This is a genomic window from Bradyrhizobium sp. Leo114 (assembly GCF_055229415.2).
The window spans coordinates 37,676-53,700 of sequence record NZ_JBUYEN020000017.1 but is presented as its reverse complement, the minus strand read 5'-3'; the positions used below and the strand labels follow the sequence as shown (position 1 = coordinate 53,700).

Below are 16,025 nucleotides of genomic sequence, written 5' to 3'. Positions count from 1 at the left end.
AACGATCTCATGACAGTCCGTTCGTCCACCATCACCCGTGCCCCCGCGGTTGCGTCCGCAGAGGCACGGGTGGCCGCTTACGACTGGCAGGTGCTCGCAGGTGAGCTCGACAATTACGGCTGCGCCGTCTTGCCCAAGCTGCTTTCACCTGAGGAATGCCGCACCATCGCAAGCCTCTATCCCGACGAGAGCCATTTCCGAAGTCATATCCACATGGCGCGGCACGGCTTCGGCAAGGGCGAGTATCGCTACTTCAAATACCCGCTGCCCGACCTCATCGGCTCCTTGCGAACGGCGCTCTACCCGCGCCTTGCAGGCGTTGCCAACGAATGGAACGCCCGGATGGGAATAAGCGAGCGCTATCCAGGCGACCACGCCTCGTTCCTCAAGCAATGCCACGACGCCGGCCAGACGCGCGCGACGCCGCTTCTGCTGCAATACGTCCCGGGTGATTTCAACTGCCTCCATCAGGATCTCTACGGCGATCTCGCATTCCCGGTCCAGGTCGCGATTCTGCTCTCGCAACCCGGCGCGGACTTCGCAGGTGGCGAGTTCGTTCTGACCGAGCAGCGGCCGCGCATGCAAAGCCGCGTCGAAGTCGTGCCGCTCCGGCAGGGCGACGCAGTGGCCTTCGCGGTCCATAACCGGCCGGTGCAGGGATCGAAGGGCAATTACCGCGTGAGCCTTCGTCACGGCGTGAGTCGCGTGCGTTCCGGCATGCGGCACACCGTCGGGATTATTTTTCACGACGCGACCTAGCGGCGCCGCAGACGCGATCTTGTTGCTGTCGTTTTTCGATTTGAAAGCAAGGACCGGATCGGCCAACGCTATCGCTGTCTTCTATCGTCTCGCCAGAAAGAAATTCGCAGGAGCGCAAGATGCGCGGAATCATTCGCTTTGCCTGGGGGAACAGTTCCCTCGGCGATTTCATGGTGGCGATGTCCGGCAAGGGGCTCGTCGCCCTCGAATTCAGCACGAATCATTCCGGGGTGGAGGACGCATTGCGCCTCCGCTTCCCGGAGGCCGACTTCATTGGAAGCGAGCAGGAGTTGACCGATGTGCTGGAGAAGGTGCAACGCGTGATCGAAGCGCCGGGTTTCGATCCCGCGATTCCGCTCGACTTGCGCGGGACGCCGTATGAAATCGAAGTCTGGTCGATGCTGCGTGCAATTCCCGTCGGCGAAACGACCAACTACGGCGCCCTGGCGGCCAAGCTGGGTACCCGCGACGCGCGCGAAGTGACGGAGGCGATCGCCTGCAATCCGGTCGCGGTCCTCGTGCCGTGTCACCGCGTCATCAAGAAGGACGGCTCGATCTCCGGCTATCGCTGGGGCGTCCAGCGCAAGCGCGAACTATTGGCACGCGAACGGCGTTCCGGCGCATCCTGAACTCTATGAAGGGCTCTGGCGCGTCAGGCCGCGTCGTTGGCGCGTTTCCACACCGGAAACGGATCGGGCAGGCCGGCCCAGGCCTGCGTATCCATCCCCTGCTTTCCTTTCACAAGGCACGCGTCGAGCCGTGCACGGATCGCGGCTTCATCCATAGCGGTGCCGATGAAGACGAGTTCTTGCCGGCGATCTCCATAGAGATCGTTCCAGCTCTTCTTCAATATTCGCTGCCACTCGGGATCCCGTGGCCACCGTTCGCGCGGTATCGCCGCCCACCAGAATCCCAAGGCCTCGGTCTTGGTGATGGCGCCGGCCTGGCTCATCTCACCGACCCACTGCGGACGCGTGGCAATCCAGAAATGCCCCTTGGCGCGAATGACGCCTGGCCAGGCGTCATGAAGGAAGTGATGAAATTTCGTCGGCTCAAACGGCCGCCGCGCACGATAGACGAAGCTCTTGATGCCGTATTCTTCGCTCTCCGGCACATGGTCGGCAAAGCCGTATAATTCCTTGAACCACAGCGGATGCTGTTGCGCCTTCTGAAAATCGAAGCGGCCGGTATCGAGGATCTGGTCGAATGGGACCTTGCTGTGATTGGCTTCCAGGATCTCGGCTTCAGGATTGAGCGCCCGGATGATCTTGCGTGCAGCATCGCGCTGCACGGGTGTTGCGTCATCCACCTTGTTCAGCACGACGACATCGGCAAATTCGATCTGCTCGACAAGCAAATCGACCAGCGTGCGCCGGTCGTTGTCGAGGGCCTCGCCGCGCTCGCTAAGGAAATCGGTGGAGGAATAGTCCCTCAACAGGTTCACGGCATCGACGACCGTGACCATCGTGTCGAGCCGCGCGACATCGGACAGGCTCTCGCCGTGCTCGGTCCGGAAATCAAATGTGGCCGCAATCGGCAGCGGTTCGGAGATGCCGGTCGATTCGATCAGCAGGTAATCGAACTTTCCGCCTTCAGCCAGCGCGCGCACTTCCCTCAGCAGGTCGTCGCGCAGGGTGCAGCAGATGCACCCGTTGGTCATCTCAACCAGTTTCTCGTTCGTCCGGGAAAGATTCGCACCGCCATCGCGGACGAGGTCCGCATCGATGTTCACCTCGCTCATGTCGTTCACAATCACGGCCACCTTCAGGCCGTGCCGGTTGTTGAGCACGTGGTTCAGCAAAGTTGTCTTTCCAGCCCCGAGGAAGCCGGACAAGACGGTGACGGGCAGTTTTTGCATGGAGATCGAACAGCCTTTGCAACTCGAGGAATTTTCGCCCGGCAGAGGGCATTGGGGCATCCATATGTAATGTTATAACATTACATAGTCTGAGCTGTTTTCGATTGTCAAGCAGCACCGACGGTAACGTGTGCAGTGTTGGCGCAATGCCAGCCGGTTGAAGCGGCCAGATCATCAACTGACGCCAAGTGACCCAACAACCTGACCAAGACGCCACGCCTGACCGCCGTGGCTTGAGCTCCCGGAATGATCAAACATCGGGGAATGTAGGAACGAAGCAGATTCGATCGCGTTGCGCTCCGCATCTGCGTAGGTCCTGCATCGGCACTTCTGGTGCGTGCTCCGAACCGGAGGTCGCTCATGTCGAAATACCCGAAAATTGCGGCCGCACTGGCCGTAGCGAGCTTGATTGCAGTCGCTGCATTGGCCGATCCTCTGCCCCCAGACGCGACCTACAGGCCGCTTCCGACGCAGCCGCTTGATGTGGTGAAGGCGCTAGATGAGGCGCAGAAATCGCAGGTCATGCAGCGCCAGCAGGCCCTGTTGGAGCAGCGCTACGACCTCTCGAACCGGCCGATCGCGAATGTGATGATGTCGGGCGGCCGAAAGCCCGTGCAGGACGGAGTCCGCATCAGGCTGCCGGCAGGAGTAACCTGGGACAGTCTGTCGGCGATGAGTCCGGACGAGATAAGGCAGCGTGGACTATTGCCGGCTGCTTTCATGCCGCTGCCGCATGTCAAGCAGGCGACCGGCGGCCAGGTTTTCCCGAACCAGCAAATCGACGAAATCAACCGGCAGGAATCGCGGAACATCAGGCGCTTCGATGTTGATTTCGATCTCCCCGACCAATTCACGCCGGAGTTTCCGCCGCCGATCTTTCTGACCAGCCATCCGGAACTGGGTGATGTCTCACACGGCCAGCTCCTGACGATAAAGAACTACTATCAACTGATGATCGGCATCATCACGCCCGTGCAGATGGAGGGAATGCGCCTGTTGCTGACGCCGTTCCCGCAGGAAGAGTTCAACCAGACAGAAGATCGCAAGAGCGCAGACCAAAGCCTTGGCGTCACCTGCCTCGACTGTCATGCGAATTTCCACACTAACGCGGCCTTCCACCAGACGCCTGACGTGCGCCCTCAGGCGGCCCGCTTCCGCCTCGATACGGTCAGCCTTCGCGGCATGTTCAACCAGCAAATTCATGGTTCGAAACGGTCGCTGCGCTCGATCGAGGACTTCACGCAGTTCGAGCAGCGGACGGCCTATTTCAACGGCGATCACGTCAGCGCGCAGCGGAAAGGCGTGCACCTGCCCGACCGATTCGATCAGGTCCCGATGATGGCGCAGATGCAGAACATCATCGATTTCCCGCCTGCGCCAAAGCTCGATCCACTGAGCCGGCTCGATCCCAGCAAGGCGACACAGCAGGAACTCGAGGGAGAAAGGGTATTTCTGGGCAAGGGACAATGCGCACAGTGCCACGTGCCGCAGACGTCATTCCTTGACAACAATATGCACGACCTGAAGCTCGAGCGCTTCTACAATGTCGGTCAGACCGTCAATGGTCTCGTCGCATTGGCTGATGGACCAATCAAGACCTTCACCCTGCGCGGCATCAAGGACTCACCGCCCTATATGCACGACGGGCGCTTGCTAACGCTCGCCGACACCGTCGAGTTCTTCAATCTGGTGCTCGGCTTGAAGCTGACGCAGGAGGAGAAGGATTCGCTGGTGGCGTACATGCTGACGCTGTGATGCCAGTCGGGTGCCGGCAGTTATCCCAGCGAGTCGCAAAAGGAGATTGAGTGATGCGTCTTCTAACGCTCTTAGCGATCGCGATTGCATTTCTTTCTCCGGCGGCTTTCGGCCAGTCGACCAATCCCGTGAGCCCCGCGCCGGGTAACCCCGGCGGCATGCCGCCGGGAACGAGACAATCTGCTCCGGGTGTGCCGGCGCCGCGCCAAGCCAATCAAGCGGATCGCGCCTTCATCAATGCCGCAGCAACCGGAGGATTGGCCGAAGTGGATCTTGGCAGATTCGCGGCGCAGCAAGGGGCGAGCCGCGCCGTGACGGAATTTGCACAACGCATGGTTCGCGATCACAGTGCTGCCAATGATCGGCTTTCAGCACTCGCAAAAGCGAACGGGATTGCAGCGCCCGACAAACTCGACGAAGAACACAAAGCCATGCGTGCGAAGTTGGAGCAGCTCAGCGGTCCTCAATTCGATCGCGCCTACATCGAAGGACAAATCATCGACCATCAGAAGACTGCTCAGCTTCTGGAGTACGAGATCGGTTCAGGGGAGAACGCTGAACTGAAGGATCTTGCGTCAGACCTTCTGCCAACCGTCCTGAGTCATTTGCGGATGGCGCAGGCGATTGCCTCGGAAATGGCGCAGCAGGCGGCAGCAGAGACACCACGAACGGAAAGACCCAGCGAGCGGCGCTAGCAATACTGCGATCGGCGGTCCCCTGAGAGGTTTCGATCGCGCGCAAAGGCAAGCAATTGCGCGTCGTCGGGCGAGGTGCGCGCTTTCGCCGCAATGGCGACGGTGCCATGTGGGGCTATGTTGAGTGCATTATGACATACGTTGTCGACATTGATCCGCGCATCGCGCGCTTCTGTCTGCACGCCGGCCGCCTGCACGCAGGCACTTAGCCGGACGGCCGATCGAGCCGTCCGGGTTCTGTTCTCATCGATATCTCGAGTTCGTGGCTTCCGTGCAGGAGCCCGATTTACTTTGAACAGAAGGAACTTGCCGTGCCGCCTCCGTCAGAGACCGTCCACACCGCATCCGATGACCGCCGGCTCGAGCGCACGCGCGAAAGTGTGAAGCAAGCCGAGTCGAATGTCGTGCCGCTGTTCCGTGCGCCTGTGGTCCGGAAAAAAGATGGCGCGATCGACGACGACCCAGGGCCAACGGCTGCCTGAACAAAGGTGACAACAATGAGTAAGAATACCGAACCCAATCTGCCGCCGATCCGGGTGACAACGGAGGAGAAGCAGCGGCTGAGCGGACTTGCCAACTCAAGCATGGAGCTTTTTCCGCGCGTGGCCTATTTCCTTGCGCGCGAGATGGAGCGAGCGAGTATCGCGCCTGACGATGCCGATTTGCGAAACGTCGTCCGCATGGGCTCGCAGGTCGACTATCGTGACGACAGCACCGGTGCGGCGAGGGAGGTGGTGCTGGTCTATCCGCACGAAGCCGACATCTCGCGCAAGCGCATTTCGGTGCTGACTCCGGTCGGTGCCGCGCTGATCGGCCTATCAGTCGGCCAGACCATCGAATTTCAAACGCCGGATCGCCGAACGCGAGCGCTGACTGTGTTGCGGGTTTCGCATTGAGCAGGAGCTTTGCGCCCATGCGCGACCGTGTGTTTGAGCAAGCCGGGCTGATCGTGATCTGCATCACCATCGGGCTGATCGGGCTCGTCGTCGGTCTGAGCTACCTCGCGCGCTTGTTCATGTGAGTCCGGTGGCCGCTTGAGCTTGGTGGCCGGGTTCGATCCTTGCAGCGGACGCGCTATAATTGCGCATCGCTTAAGGCGAGGCACTTGTCATGACACAGTGGTACTTCGTCTGGATCGAAGGTCCGCGTGGGCCCGTGCCGCAAAAGTGGTCTACGGAGGGACTTTGGGGGCAGGTCACCCGTCAGGATGTGATCGTGCGCTTTACGTTGACGGAACGCGAAGCCGCGCTTTCGCTCGACGAATTGGCGAGGTTGCATCCTGTTCCCGAGGAATGAACCTTGGGGAACCCACGAATTTAATGCGAGCGCGGGGTTGAATAGGCGGGCTCGGACCCAATGTCCCGCACTTCACGTTCGTTGAAACGCGGTCGAAACGGATCGTATTTGGCGAAGAGCCGGCGACAGGATGGCAATTCGAAGAAAATCATCCAGCGGCGGCACAAGTGAAGCTCCAGTGCGTCGTCGTGTTGGCGGGATGGCTGTCCCGCGAATGCAGGCGGCCGCGTCCGGCTTAGGCCGTTGCGCGGTGCAACCCTCCAATCCAGAGGAGCGAGGAACATGAGACTGAACTCATCGCAGGTCGAGCGGGCCTTGAGCCAATTCGATGCTCACTGCCTTCCCGACGATCATCCGGCGGTCGCCCAGTTAAACCGCTTGTTCGGTGATCACACCTACTTCCTTGACACCAACGGGCTCAACGTACTCGAGCCGAGCGAGTCCACGGAGACGGACACACAGATCGGCAAGATCGTGAACCTCGCCCATTGGAGCGACGACACCCTGACGAATTTGATGCCGCACGAGCCTGAACCGACCGGCGTCATCGTCAGTCTTGGCTCCAAGCACTGATCGTTTCTGATTGACCATCGTGAAAGCCCGCCTCTGGCGGGCTTTTATTTTGCAGCACTCATCACGATGCTTTGGGTTCAGGCGGATAGACGCAGCGGAAGCCGATATAGGCGAGATAGAACCGCCGCATTGCATGCTATCTTGGGCCTCCAAATGGAGTGACCCTCATGCCAACCTGGACTTGCGAACAATGCGGCGCGCAGTTTTCCGACAGCGCCAATCCGCCGCCGTCTTGCCGGATCTGCGAGGACGAGCGGCAGTTCGTGAACTGGAACGGACAGGTCTGGCTCAGCCGCGAGGAACTGGCCAAACGCCATCATGTCGTCTGGCGCGACGATCTTGGGCTCGTTGGCATCGCGGTCGAGCCGCGCTTGGCGATCGGCCAGCGTGCGTTGCTGGTCCCCGATGGCGAAGCTCTTGTGATGTGGGACTGCATCCCGCTCGCGACGCGCGAGGCGATCGACTACGTCAGGTCGCGCGGCGGACTGAAGGCGATCGCGATATCGCATCCGCATTATTATGGGGCGCTGGCCGACTGGAGCGAAGCGTTCGGCAACGCGCCGGTCTATCTGCATGGGGACGATGCGCAATGGATCACGCGGCCGCATCCGTCGATCGTGCCGTGGCGGGGGGAGGAACTCGCGATATCGGACGATCTTCGGCTGGTCCGCGCCGGCGGGCATTTCACCGGCGCCACCGTGCTGCATTGGCGCACGGGGGCGGACGGCAGCGGCGCGCTCCTGGCCGGCGATGTCGCGCAGGTGGCGATGGATCGCCGTCACGTCAGCTTCATGTACTCCTATCCGAACTACACGCCGCTGAATGCTGTCGCCGTGCGCCGTATCGCTGAGGCGATCGCGCCACTTGCGTTCGGTCGCATTTATGGCGCCTGGTGGGGACGTAACATTGAGCACGATGCGAAGGCGGCGTTCGATGTGTCGGTCGCGCGCTATCTTGCGGCGATCACTGGGTGAGGCGTGAAAGGGAGGGCTCTCGCCTGGGAAATTGATAGCGATCTATTTGGCTGGAGGCGGCTCCTGGAATGGATCGATGACGGTGACGTCCATAGGCACAAAATGGCGAACATTCCGGGTTAGGAGCGTCAGTTTGTGCCAATGAGCTGTTGCGGCAATCGCGACATCTGCAAAGCCTGGAGCATGCCCACGGCTGCGTGCAAGATCAGTCAGCTGGCCAGCGATCTCTGCCGTCGGCGTATCAAACGGGAGCACCCGATCACCATAGAGATGCAGCACGGTTCGCGACCAATCCGAGAGCCTGGAGGCCTTCCGCTTGGCACCCTCGCGCTTGGCCTTGGCGATGCCATCGGCGATCTCGGCCACAGTGACGGCCGACAGAAACAAAGCAAGCGAATGAGAATCCATCCAGGCAACAAGCTGCTGCGGCGTCACCGCCGACGTGGGTGCCACAGCCGAAATGATATTGGTATCGACCAGATAGCGCGTCACAGGCCGCCGTCGCGGGAGGGCGCCTGGTTACGCTCGGGCAAGTCACCGGCTTCGATCGGCGCGGACATCAAGAGACGGCCGAAGGAGGGTACGCGCGACAGCCGTTCCCAATCCTCAAAGCCGAGGATGACCGCCTCCGGTCGCCCGTGGCGGGTAATGACGGACGGCTTGCCCCGCGTGGCCTGATCGACGACGGCGGACAATTTCGCCTTTGCGTCTTTCAGCTGAATCTTGCGCATGTTGCCTCGTGTGACTACAGTGGTCATATTTATAGTAGGTTCAACGACATAGCGCAATGCCGCGGTCGGATCATCCCGCTGCCGTCGCGGCAAATCTTGCGGGCGGAGATGGCTGCGCTATATCTGGAGTTTCCTACCCCCTATTGGTTTCACCTGAGCCCAGCAATGACTGCCACCACGACCTCCCCCGAATCCCAGCCGTTCCAGGCCGAGGTTGCCGAGCTCCTGCACCTGATGGTGCATTCGGTCTATTCGGAAACCGATATCTTCCTGCGCGAATTGATCTCCAACGCCTCCGATGCCTGCGACAAGCTGCGTTATGAGGCGATTGCCGCGCCGGACCTGATCGCCGATGGTGCGCCGCCGAAAATCTGGATCAGGCCGGACAAGAAGGCCGATACCTTGTCCGTGATCGACAGCGGCATCGGCATGGACCGGCAGGAGCTGATCGACAATCTCGGCACCATCGCGCGCTCCGGCACCAAGTCGTTCCTGGCGCGGCTCACCGAGGCCAAGGACGGCGGCAATTTGATCGGCCAGTTCGGCGTCGGCTTCTATGCCGCCTTCATGGTCGCCGACAGGATCGTCGTGATCAGCCGCCGCGCCGGGAGCGGTGAGGTCTGGACCTGGACCTCGTCGGGCGGCAGCGGCTTCGAGATCGCGCCCGCCAGCGAGGAGGATGCCAAGCGCGTCACCCGCGGCACCGAGATCGTGCTGCATTTGAAGAAGGACGCCGCGAAATATCTCGAGACCTATGAGATCGAGCGCATCGTCCGCGCCTATTCTGATAACATCCAGTTCCCGATCGAGCTGGTGGCGGAGGAGGGCGAGCCAAGCCAGATCAATTCCGCGAGCGCGCTGTGGCAGCGGTCGAAATCGGAGCTGTCGGCGGAGGATTACAAGGAAGCCTACAAATCGATCGCCGGCGCCTTCGACGAGCCGGCGATGACGCTGCATTATCGTGCCGAGGGCCGGCAGTCCTATGCCGTGCTGCTGTTTGCGCCGTCGACAAAGCCGTTCGACCTGTTCGAGCCGGCGCGCAAGGACAGGGTGAAGCTCTATGTCCGCCGCGTCTTCATCGCCGACGATGCCGATCTTCTGCCCGCGTATCTGCGCTTCATTCGCGGCGTGATCGACAGCGAGGATCTGCCGCTCAACATTTCCCGCGAGATGCTGCAGAACAACCCGCAGCTCGCGCAAATCCGCAATGCCGTGACCGGCCGCGTCATCGGCGAACTCGAGCGATTGGCGGATAAGGAGCAGGGCGCGTTCGCCAAGATCTGGGACGCGTTCGGCCCGGTCCTCAAGGAGGGCCTGTGGGAGGATTATGAGCGGCGCGAGAAGCTGCTCGGCCTGGCGCGCTTCACGACCACCGCGGGCGAGAACCGTTCGCTCAAGCAATATGTTGAGGCTATCAGGCCGAACCAGACCGACATCTACTACCTCACGGGCGAGAGCATCGAGCGGTTGAAGTCGAACCCGAAGCTGGAGGCCGCGCAAGCACGCGGCGTCGAGGTGCTCCTGCTCACCGATCCCGTGGATGCGTTCTGGACCTCGGCGCCGATCGATTTCGGCGGCAAGCCGCTGAAGTCGCTGAGCCAGGGCGACGTCGATTTCAGCCTGATCCCGTTCGTCGACGACAAGGCGGACGAGAAGAAGGACGAGCCGGCCGCGGATGAAGCCACGACGATCGCCGCGATCAAGGAAGCGCTCGGCGAGCGCGTCGCCGACGTCCGCGCCTCGCAGCGATTGACCTCGAGCGCTTCGTGCCTGGTCGGCGGCGGCCGCGACCGCATGCTGGAGCGACTGCTCGCGCAGCAGAACCGCGGTGCGGTGACCAAACCGATCCTCGAAGTCAATCTGCGCCATCCGTTGGTCGCCGCGATCACGCGCGAAAAGGACGCGGCGAGGGATTTGTCGCTGCTTCTGCTCGAGCAGGCGCAGATTCTCGAAGGCGAACTGCCGGAGGACCCGGCCGCCTTTGCCGGCCGTCTCAACCAGCTCGTGCTGCGCGGATTGGCGAAAGCGTAACGCGCACTGTTGCTCCGTCATGCCCGGGCTCGTCCCGGGCATCCACGTCTTCCTTTCTGGGAGGCGGCGCTCACGTGGGTGGCCGGGACAAGCCCGGCCATGACGGTGTTCGGTTCTACGCAACCGATCCCAAGACCGGCCGTATCTGCTAGACAGGCGCCGAAAGCGGAGCGGTCCATGGCGGCGGCAGGCGGCAGCGAGATCTTCTACGGCGGCATTCCGGTGTTCCGCGGCTTTGCCCGCCTGATGGAGCCGTCGCTGTATTCGCCTTTGCCCGATGATTGGACCATCGGCGTCGCCGACATCGTGGAATCGACCAAGGCGATTGCCGCAAAGCGCTACAAGGCCGTCAACATGGCGGGCGCGGCCGTCATCGCCGCCGTCACCAATGCACTCAGTGGCCGCGAATTCCCCTTCGTGTTCGGCGGCGATGGCGCGAGCTTTGCGGTCGCGCCCGCCGATGTCGACGCCGCGCGCGAGGCGCTGGCGGCGACCGCGACCTGGGTGAGGGACGATCTCGACCTCATCATGCGCGTGGCGCTGGTGCCGATCGAAGCAGTCCGTGCGCAAGGACTTGATGTGCGCGTCGCGCGCTTCGGACCGTCGACCAATCTTTCCTACGCGATGTTCTCCGGTGGCGGGCTTGGCTTCGCGGAAGCCGCGATGAAGCGGGGTGAATTTGCCGTCGCGCCGGCGCCGCCGGGCACTCAGCCCGATCTCAGCGGGCTCTCCTGCCGCTTCGAGGAGATCCCTTCCGCCCGCGGTGTCATCCTGTCCGTGCTGGTGGTGCCGGCGAAGGGCGGCGATCCCCCCGCGTTCCGCAAGGTGATTGAGGACATCATCGCTCTCGCCGAGCAGAGCCCGGATGCTGGCCGTCCGGTGCCGTCGGGCGGGCCGGCGCTGCGCTGGCCGCCGCAGGGCCTCGACTTCGAGGCGCGCACCAAGCGCGGCGGTCCGCTCTTCGCGCGGCGCGTGCTGGTGTTCGTCAGCACGTTGTGGGTCTACACCGTCATCCGCTTCGAGCTCAAAATCGGCAAGTTCGCGGCGAAGGACTATATGCAGCAGGTGGTCGACAATTCCGACTTCCGCAAATATGACGACGGATTGCGGATGATCCTCGACTGCAGCGAGGAGTTGGCGCAGGCGCTCGCCGAACGTCTCGCGCAGGCCGCGGCCAACGGCGTCGTGCGTTACGGCCTGCACCGGCAGGATGCTGCGATGATGACCTGCTTCACGCCGTCGGCGATGCGCAGCAACCACGTGCACTTCATCGACGGCGCCCGCGGCGGCTACGCCTCCGCCGCGTCAGCCATGAAGGCGATGCAGATCTGAAGAGTTAGCGCCCGACCCGCGTCCAGCTTTCGCCGCCGCAGAGCGCGCCGACGCAGCCTTCGACCCGTAGCGTATCGGGGCCGGCGAGCGAAATGCTGCTCGCATAGGTGCCGCCGTCGTCAGCGTTGTAGATCTGACCGGTCCACTTGCCGCCGGCCGGCCGCATGCCCGAAAACAGCGGCAGCCCGATGATCGGACGGGTGGTGAGCGACGGATTCGGATTCTTGTTGTCGACCTGCGGCTTGCCGGTTGCGGGATCGATCGGCTCGCGCAGGGAGACGATCACGCCGCAAATCCCGCCGCCGCATTTGCTGACCTTGACGCGGGCGTCGCCCGCCTGCGTCTGCCAGACGCCGGATGGATCGGCCGCGTTTTGCGCGCGCGCCGTCGGTGCGGCCAGTAATACCGCCAGCACCGCTGCGATGAGAGCTGATCTGCAAGCCATGATTCGTTCCCCAAAAAGGCACGCCTGCATAGCAACAAATCGGCTTTGTGCAATCTCACTTCCGCGCGTCGGCGCGCGATCATTTGCCCCAGTGATGCGCATCTGTCACTGCGTCTCGCCCTGAAGATTGTGTGAAGATGATGCCCCGCATCTTACGGACGGCGCAGGCCAGGCTAACCTATGCAGAGATCACCACGGCAGGCCGCATAGGTCGATGGTCCCCGTATCAGGCGCGCGCTTGATGTCGAACACGAACGGTGTCATCGCCTCGAAGCGGACGCGTCCGCCCGGCTGCTCGCAATAGACCTCGCCGGTGAAGGGCCGCCAGCCGCGCGCCTGGTAGAACGCGAAATTGTGCGGCTCACAGAACAGCAGCATGAAGCGCGCCGCCTCATTGGCGCGCACGGTCTCGACCGCGGCATTGAGCGCAATCGAGGCATAGCCGCGGCGCCGGCAGTCCTCGCGGGTCGCAACACCGCCGATGCCGCCAATATGGATCCGGTGTCCGTTCCAGGTGATGGTGCGGAAATGGATGCCGACATGGCAGCCGACGCCGCCCTCGGGCGCTTCGAGCAAGACGCGCAGGTCGGCACCGGCCCACTTGATATGGCCCCACGGCAATTTCGCGACCACTTCGCGCGGCCAGACCGCCCGAAACAGCGGCTCGACCGTCTTCCAGGAAGCATCGCCGTTGAGGACTTCGATCTCGATGCTCACTTGAGTGGGTCCTTGCATTCCATCGGCGCGATCTTACTCGCACAAACGGGAAAACGCACCTCCGTCCGCACCCTGCCGCTCGGAGTTGATCTTAAGCATTTCATTCCCAACACTATTTTGGAGTTGGTTCGTTGCGCTGACGTTCTGCGAATCGCCCGCACGGCCTGCATGCCTGCGCCGAAAATGCGGTGTTTAAGTGTGATGGAACCTTCTATAAGAGGTCTCCGTTAGTGTCGTCTCCCCTCATGTTGGACATCACACCATGACTTTCACGCTACCCGACCTCCCCTACGCCCACGATGCCCTCGCGCCCTACATGTCGAAGGAAACGCTGGAGTACCATCACGACAAGCATCATCAGGCTTACGTGACCAACGGCAACAACGCGATCAAAGGCACCGAATTCGAGGGCAAGTCCCTCGAGGAGATCGTGAAGGGCTCGTACAACAAGAACGCGGCCGTCTTCAACAATGCCGGCCAGCACTACAACCACATTCACTTCTGGAAGTGGATGAAGCCGAATGGCGGCGGCAGCAAGCTGCCGGGCCGTCTCGAGAAGAAGATCAACGAGGACCTCGGCGGCTTCGAGAAGTTCAAGGCCGATTTCGCCGCCGCCGGCGTCGGCCAGTTCGGCTCCGGCTGGGCCTGGCTGCAGGTCAAGGGCGGCAAGCTCGAAATCTCCAAGACGCCGAATGGCGAGAACCCGCTGGTCCATGGCGCGGTCCCGATCCTGGGCGTCGACGTCTGGGAGCACTCCTACTACATCGACTATCGCAATCGCCGTCCGGACTATCTGAAGGCGTTCGTCGACAACCTCGTCAACTGGGACTACGTCGACGAGCTGTTCGGCAAGGTGTGACGGTTTAGGCCGTCGTTCCGGATGCGACTTTCCCGACCCTCCCCCGAAAGGGGAGGGTCTGTTCGCATGTAGCGAAGCGCAATGCGAACCGGGGAGGGATCATCTCTCCACGCGGGCACCGTCTCAAGGGAGAGACTGTGGGTGCGCACATCGTTCAAGGAGAGGTGATAGTCCCTCTCGACGGCACACCAGCGGGGCAGTGGTGGGAACGGCAGCAAGCTATTTTCTGGTCTTCTTCGGCGGCGGCCTCGGCGCAATGCTGCGCCATTTCATCAATCTCGCCTGCGCGCGCAGCCTCGGCACCGATTTTCCCTACGGCACCTTCATCATCAACATCACCGGTTCGACCGTGATGGGCCTGATCGCGGGCTATCTCGCCTTCAAGGGCGAGGCATCGCAGCCCTGGCGGCTGTTCCTGATGACCGGCATCCTCGGCGGCTACACCACCTTCTCCGCCTTCTCGCTCGACGCCGCGCTGCTCTACGAACGCGGCGAACTCGGGCTCGCGGCATTCTACGTGCTCGGCTCGGTCGTGCTCTCGATCGCCGGCCTGTTCGCCGGCCTCGCCATCGTCCGCCACCTCACATGATCTCTCCGTCATTCCGGGGCGCGCGAAGCGCGAACCCGGAATCCACGGGCCACATGCACAGGCTGTGAAATGGATTCCGGGCTCGATGCGGAGCCTGTCATCGGGCCGCGCTTTGCGCGGACCCGTTGGCATCGCCCCGGAATGACAAATGGAGAGGGCGCCGCAACCGCGCATGGCCATAGCCTGCGCGCGCATGGATACGCGGCCAGCTTCCATTTGCGTCGCCTTTGTGACGGGACTAAGCAGGATGGACATTCTCACCCCGCCCTGGCCCCATTGCCTTGTCAGATGCACCGCTAAAGGATCCGCCGCCGGCCGATGACGCCGCGGAGGCCGAGACGCCTCCCGGCCGTGTGCGCAAGCCGATCGGCTGGTCGATGATCTCAATCCTTGTGCTCGTCCTCATCTGCGCCGGCCTGGTCTATCGGCGCGACGGCGCTGACGGCGTGATCGAGATCCTCACCCACGACCTCTCGCTGTTCGGCGGGATCCTGCCGCGCGTGCTCGCGGGCTGCCTGCTCGGTGCGTTCATCGCGGAAATTCTGCCGCACGAAAAAGTCTCGCGCTCGCTCGGACCGAAGTCGGGATTGAAGGGCCTTCTGATCGGCACCGCCTTCGGTGCGATCCTGCCAGGCGGTCCCTTCACCGCCTATCCGGTGGCGGCGGCGCTGCTCACCGTTGGCGCCGATTTCGGCGCGACGATCGCGATGGTGGTGAGCTGGACGCTGATCGGTTACGGCCGCGCGGTGGCCTGGGAACTGCCGATCATGGGCACCGAGTTCACGCTGTGGCGGATCGTGATCTCGCTGCCGCTGCCAGTGCTCGCCGGCGCCTTCGGCCGCTTCGTCTATGCCCGCGTCTATCCGAACGGCGCACCGGAATGAGCGCCGCGCTCCTGATCGACATCCTGCTGTGGGGCTCGGTCGCCGGCGTCGGCTTCATCGCCTGGCGCCGTGGACGCACGGTGCTGGTGTCGTCGTTGCGCGAAGGCTCGCTCGAATTCGCCAATATCATGCCGCGGATCGCGATCGGCGTGGTCGGGTCGGGCTATATCGCCGCCGTGATCCCGCAGGAGATCATCACCGGCTGGCTCGGGCCCGACAGCGGCTGGCTCGGCGTCGCGACCGCCGTCATCGCGGGCGCAGCGACGCCGGGCGGGCCGGTGGTCGGTTTTTCCATCGGCGCGGTGGCGCTGAAGGCCGGCGGCGGGCCACCCCAGGTGATCGCCTATGTCGTCGCCTGGGCGCTGTTCGCCTTCCAAAGGGTGATCCTGTGGGAGATACCGTTCATGCCGGCCCGCTTCGTCTGGTTCCGCGCCGCGGTCTCGGTGCCGTTTCCCTTCCTGGCCGCCGCCATCGCGATGGCGATCGGCAAACCGTGAACCATCGATCAGGTGGACTCGCGTAATGTT

Annotated in this window: 19 protein-coding genes; 14 read left to right on the top strand and 5 right to left on the bottom strand. The window is 62.5% G+C overall.

Features of this window, described 5'->3' with window-relative positions:
• Nucleotides 1-9 precede the first annotated feature (9 nt).
• Together ACZIRK_RS21475 and ACZIRK_RS21470 are read left to right on the top strand one after the other, a co-directional pair.
• Nucleotides 10-759: a 2OG-Fe(II) oxygenase gene (locus tag ACZIRK_RS21475; protein WP_130225409.1), complete on the top strand. Its 750-nt coding sequence runs from the start codon at nucleotides 10-12 to the stop codon at nucleotides 757-759.
• A 119-nt stretch (nucleotides 760-878) separates the two neighbouring features.
• Nucleotides 879-1,388, top strand: coding sequence for a methylated-DNA--[protein]-cysteine S-methyltransferase (locus ACZIRK_RS21470; protein WP_130225408.1), 510 nt, complete (start codon nucleotides 879-881; stop codon nucleotides 1,386-1,388).
• 23 nt (nucleotides 1,389-1,411) lie between these two features.
• Here ACZIRK_RS21470 and zigA read toward each other — a convergent pair whose 3' ends face one another.
• Nucleotides 1,412-2,617 carry a zinc metallochaperone GTPase ZigA gene (zigA, locus tag ACZIRK_RS21465; protein WP_130225407.1) on the bottom strand — a complete coding sequence of 402 codons (1,206 nt, stop codon included), beginning with the start codon at nucleotides 2,615-2,617 and terminating at the stop codon, nucleotides 1,412-1,414.
• Between the two features lie 360 nt (nucleotides 2,618-2,977).
• On the opposite strand from zigA, the gene ACZIRK_RS21460 reads away from it, so the two are divergent.
• The 6 genes from ACZIRK_RS21460 (at nucleotide 2,978) to ACZIRK_RS21435 (ending at nucleotide 7,910) form a co-directional block, all read left to right on the top strand.
• Complete coding sequence (locus ACZIRK_RS21460; RefSeq protein ID WP_130225406.1) at nucleotides 2,978-4,372, top strand: cytochrome B6; 1,395 nt, start codon at nucleotides 2,978-2,980, stop codon at nucleotides 4,370-4,372.
• Between the two features lie 53 nt (nucleotides 4,373-4,425).
• On the top strand, nucleotides 4,426-5,067 hold the full coding sequence (locus tag ACZIRK_RS21455) for a DUF4142 domain-containing protein (RefSeq protein ID WP_130225405.1): 642 nt from the start codon (nucleotides 4,426-4,428) through the stop codon (nucleotides 5,065-5,067).
• A 497-nt stretch (nucleotides 5,068-5,564) separates the two neighbouring features.
• Complete coding sequence (gene rnk / locus ACZIRK_RS21450) at nucleotides 5,565-5,963, top strand: nucleoside diphosphate kinase regulator (RefSeq protein ID WP_028163028.1); 399 nt, start codon at nucleotides 5,565-5,567, stop codon at nucleotides 5,961-5,963.
• A 214-nt stretch (nucleotides 5,964-6,177) separates the two neighbouring features.
• On the top strand, nucleotides 6,178-6,363 hold the full coding sequence (locus ACZIRK_RS21445; RefSeq protein WP_130225404.1) for a hypothetical protein: 186 nt from the start codon (nucleotides 6,178-6,180) through the stop codon (nucleotides 6,361-6,363).
• Between the two features lie 282 nt (nucleotides 6,364-6,645).
• Nucleotides 6,646-6,936: a hypothetical protein gene (locus ACZIRK_RS21440; protein WP_130225403.1), complete on the top strand. Its 291-nt coding sequence runs from the start codon at nucleotides 6,646-6,648 to the stop codon at nucleotides 6,934-6,936.
• A gap of 167 nt (nucleotides 6,937-7,103) precedes the next feature.
• Nucleotides 7,104-7,910 (top strand): MBL fold metallo-hydrolase, encoded by an 807-nt coding sequence (locus ACZIRK_RS21435; protein ID WP_130225402.1) that lies wholly within the window; start codon nucleotides 7,104-7,106, stop codon nucleotides 7,908-7,910.
• Between the two features lie 42 nt (nucleotides 7,911-7,952).
• Here ACZIRK_RS21435 and ACZIRK_RS21430 read toward each other — a convergent pair whose 3' ends face one another.
• Both ACZIRK_RS21430 and ACZIRK_RS21425 read right to left on the bottom strand, forming a co-directional pair.
• Nucleotides 7,953-8,402: a type II toxin-antitoxin system VapC family toxin gene (locus ACZIRK_RS21430; protein WP_130225401.1), complete on the bottom strand. Its 450-nt coding sequence runs from the start codon at nucleotides 8,400-8,402 to the stop codon at nucleotides 7,953-7,955.
• Complete coding sequence (locus ACZIRK_RS21425; RefSeq protein WP_130225400.1) at nucleotides 8,399-8,641, bottom strand: type II toxin-antitoxin system Phd/YefM family antitoxin; 243 nt, start codon at nucleotides 8,639-8,641, stop codon at nucleotides 8,399-8,401. Before ACZIRK_RS21425 ends, ACZIRK_RS21430 begins: the two co-directional genes overlap by 4 nt.
• 165 nt (nucleotides 8,642-8,806) lie before the next feature.
• Here ACZIRK_RS21425 and htpG point away from each other — a divergent pair, with 165 nt between their 5' ends.
• Nucleotides 8,807-10,672 (top strand): molecular chaperone HtpG, encoded by a 1,866-nt coding sequence (gene htpG, locus ACZIRK_RS21420; RefSeq protein ID WP_463328072.1) that lies wholly within the window; start codon nucleotides 8,807-8,809, stop codon nucleotides 10,670-10,672.
• A 177-nt stretch (nucleotides 10,673-10,849) separates the two neighbouring features.
• Nucleotides 10,850-12,004 (top strand): DUF3095 domain-containing protein, encoded by a 1,155-nt coding sequence (locus tag ACZIRK_RS21415; RefSeq protein WP_463328071.1) that lies wholly within the window; start codon nucleotides 10,850-10,852, stop codon nucleotides 12,002-12,004.
• A gap of 4 nt (nucleotides 12,005-12,008) precedes the next feature.
• On the opposite strand, the gene ACZIRK_RS21410 is transcribed toward ACZIRK_RS21415, so the two are convergent.
• Complete coding sequence (locus ACZIRK_RS21410; protein WP_028163020.1) at nucleotides 12,009-12,449, bottom strand: DUF2147 domain-containing protein; 441 nt, start codon at nucleotides 12,447-12,449, stop codon at nucleotides 12,009-12,011.
• Between the two features lie 189 nt (nucleotides 12,450-12,638).
• Nucleotides 12,639-13,166: a GNAT family N-acetyltransferase gene (locus ACZIRK_RS21405; RefSeq protein WP_130225397.1), complete on the bottom strand. Its 528-nt coding sequence runs from the start codon at nucleotides 13,164-13,166 to the stop codon at nucleotides 12,639-12,641.
• 262 nt (nucleotides 13,167-13,428) lie between these two features.
• On the opposite strand from ACZIRK_RS21405, the gene ACZIRK_RS21400 reads away from it, so the two are divergent.
• From ACZIRK_RS21400 to ACZIRK_RS21385, 4 genes are all read left to right on the top strand, one after another.
• Nucleotides 13,429-14,025, top strand: coding sequence for a superoxide dismutase (locus ACZIRK_RS21400; protein WP_130225396.1), 597 nt, complete (start codon nucleotides 13,429-13,431; stop codon nucleotides 14,023-14,025).
• 202 nt (nucleotides 14,026-14,227) lie between these two features.
• Nucleotides 14,228-14,614 (top strand): fluoride efflux transporter CrcB, encoded by a 387-nt coding sequence (gene crcB / locus ACZIRK_RS21395; protein ID WP_130225395.1) that lies wholly within the window; start codon nucleotides 14,228-14,230, stop codon nucleotides 14,612-14,614.
• Between the two features lie 281 nt (nucleotides 14,615-14,895).
• The gene (locus ACZIRK_RS21390; RefSeq protein ID WP_130225394.1) at nucleotides 14,896-15,498 is read left to right on the top strand and encodes a permease; all 603 of its coding nucleotides are present in this window, start codon (nucleotides 14,896-14,898) and stop codon (nucleotides 15,496-15,498) included.
• The gene (locus ACZIRK_RS21385; protein WP_208823980.1) at nucleotides 15,495-15,995 is read left to right on the top strand and encodes a hypothetical protein; all 501 of its coding nucleotides are present in this window, start codon (nucleotides 15,495-15,497) and stop codon (nucleotides 15,993-15,995) included. The genes ACZIRK_RS21390 and ACZIRK_RS21385 overlap by 4 nt, the downstream gene beginning before the upstream one ends.
• Nucleotides 15,996-16,025: the final 30 nt, after the last annotated feature.

Excerpts from the sequence above, each read along its gene's own strand:
- ACZIRK_RS21475 (WP_130225409.1), top strand. The coding sequence starts at position 10 with ATGACAGTCCGTTCGTCCACCATCACCCGTGCCCCCGCGGTTGCGTCC.
- ACZIRK_RS21470 (WP_130225408.1), top strand. The coding sequence starts at position 879 with ATGCGCGGAATCATTCGCTTTGCCTGGGGGAACAGTTCCCTCGGCGAT.
- zigA (WP_130225407.1), bottom strand. The coding sequence starts at position 2,617 with ATGCAAAAACTGCCCGTCACCGTCTTGTCCGGCTTCCTCGGGGCTGGA.
- ACZIRK_RS21460 (WP_130225406.1), top strand. The coding sequence starts at position 2,978 with ATGTCGAAATACCCGAAAATTGCGGCCGCACTGGCCGTAGCGAGCTTG.
- ACZIRK_RS21455 (WP_130225405.1), top strand. The coding sequence starts at position 4,426 with ATGCGTCTTCTAACGCTCTTAGCGATCGCGATTGCATTTCTTTCTCCG.
- rnk (WP_028163028.1), top strand. The coding sequence starts at position 5,565 with ATGAGTAAGAATACCGAACCCAATCTGCCGCCGATCCGGGTGACAACG.
- ACZIRK_RS21445 (WP_130225404.1), top strand. The coding sequence starts at position 6,178 with ATGACACAGTGGTACTTCGTCTGGATCGAAGGTCCGCGTGGGCCCGTG.
- ACZIRK_RS21440 (WP_130225403.1), top strand. The coding sequence starts at position 6,646 with ATGAGACTGAACTCATCGCAGGTCGAGCGGGCCTTGAGCCAATTCGAT.
- ACZIRK_RS21435 (WP_130225402.1), top strand. The coding sequence starts at position 7,104 with ATGCCAACCTGGACTTGCGAACAATGCGGCGCGCAGTTTTCCGACAGC.
- ACZIRK_RS21425 (WP_130225400.1), bottom strand. The coding sequence starts at position 8,641 with ATGCGCAAGATTCAGCTGAAAGACGCAAAGGCGAAATTGTCCGCCGTC.
- htpG (WP_463328072.1), top strand. The coding sequence starts at position 8,807 with ATGACTGCCACCACGACCTCCCCCGAATCCCAGCCGTTCCAGGCCGAG.
- ACZIRK_RS21415 (WP_463328071.1), top strand. The coding sequence starts at position 10,850 with ATGGCGGCGGCAGGCGGCAGCGAGATCTTCTACGGCGGCATTCCGGTG.
- ACZIRK_RS21410 (WP_028163020.1), bottom strand. The coding sequence starts at position 12,449 with ATGGCTTGCAGATCAGCTCTCATCGCAGCGGTGCTGGCGGTATTACTG.
- ACZIRK_RS21400 (WP_130225396.1), top strand. The coding sequence starts at position 13,429 with ATGACTTTCACGCTACCCGACCTCCCCTACGCCCACGATGCCCTCGCG.
- ACZIRK_RS21385 (WP_208823980.1), top strand. The coding sequence starts at position 15,495 with ATGAGCGCCGCGCTCCTGATCGACATCCTGCTGTGGGGCTCGGTCGCC.